Source organism: Akkermansia sp. GGCC_0220, assembly GCF_017566105.1.
GTDB lineage: Bacteria > Verrucomicrobiota > Verrucomicrobiia > Verrucomicrobiales > Akkermansiaceae > Akkermansia > Akkermansia massiliensis.
Window position 1 is genome coordinate 1 of sequence record NZ_JABFCI010000082.1, and the last position, 232, is coordinate 232.

A 232-nucleotide genomic window follows, 5' to 3' on the forward strand; every position below is an offset into this window, starting at 1 on the left:
GTTTTCTCCACCTTCACGCCCACTCCTCCATCTCCCTTTCCATCCCCGCCAAGGAACTGGAACTCTCCACGGAGCCGGGCCCTTCCACCCCCCCTCCGCCGCCAGATCCAGTTTGACCAGGGATACTACTGGTGCCACATCGTCCATCAACACCAGCCCGACCAGGGGTCGGAAGCCGAGTTCTGCATTGCCTTAATGTGCGACAAGGAAGGCGAGCCCGACCTGGATTATT

1 protein-coding gene is annotated in these 232 nt (G+C 59.9%); it reads left to right on the forward strand.

The features are described from left to right. The coding region (locus HJW02_RS13075) for a hypothetical protein (RefSeq protein WP_208050690.1) at positions 1-232 on the forward strand (232 nt) is incomplete at both ends.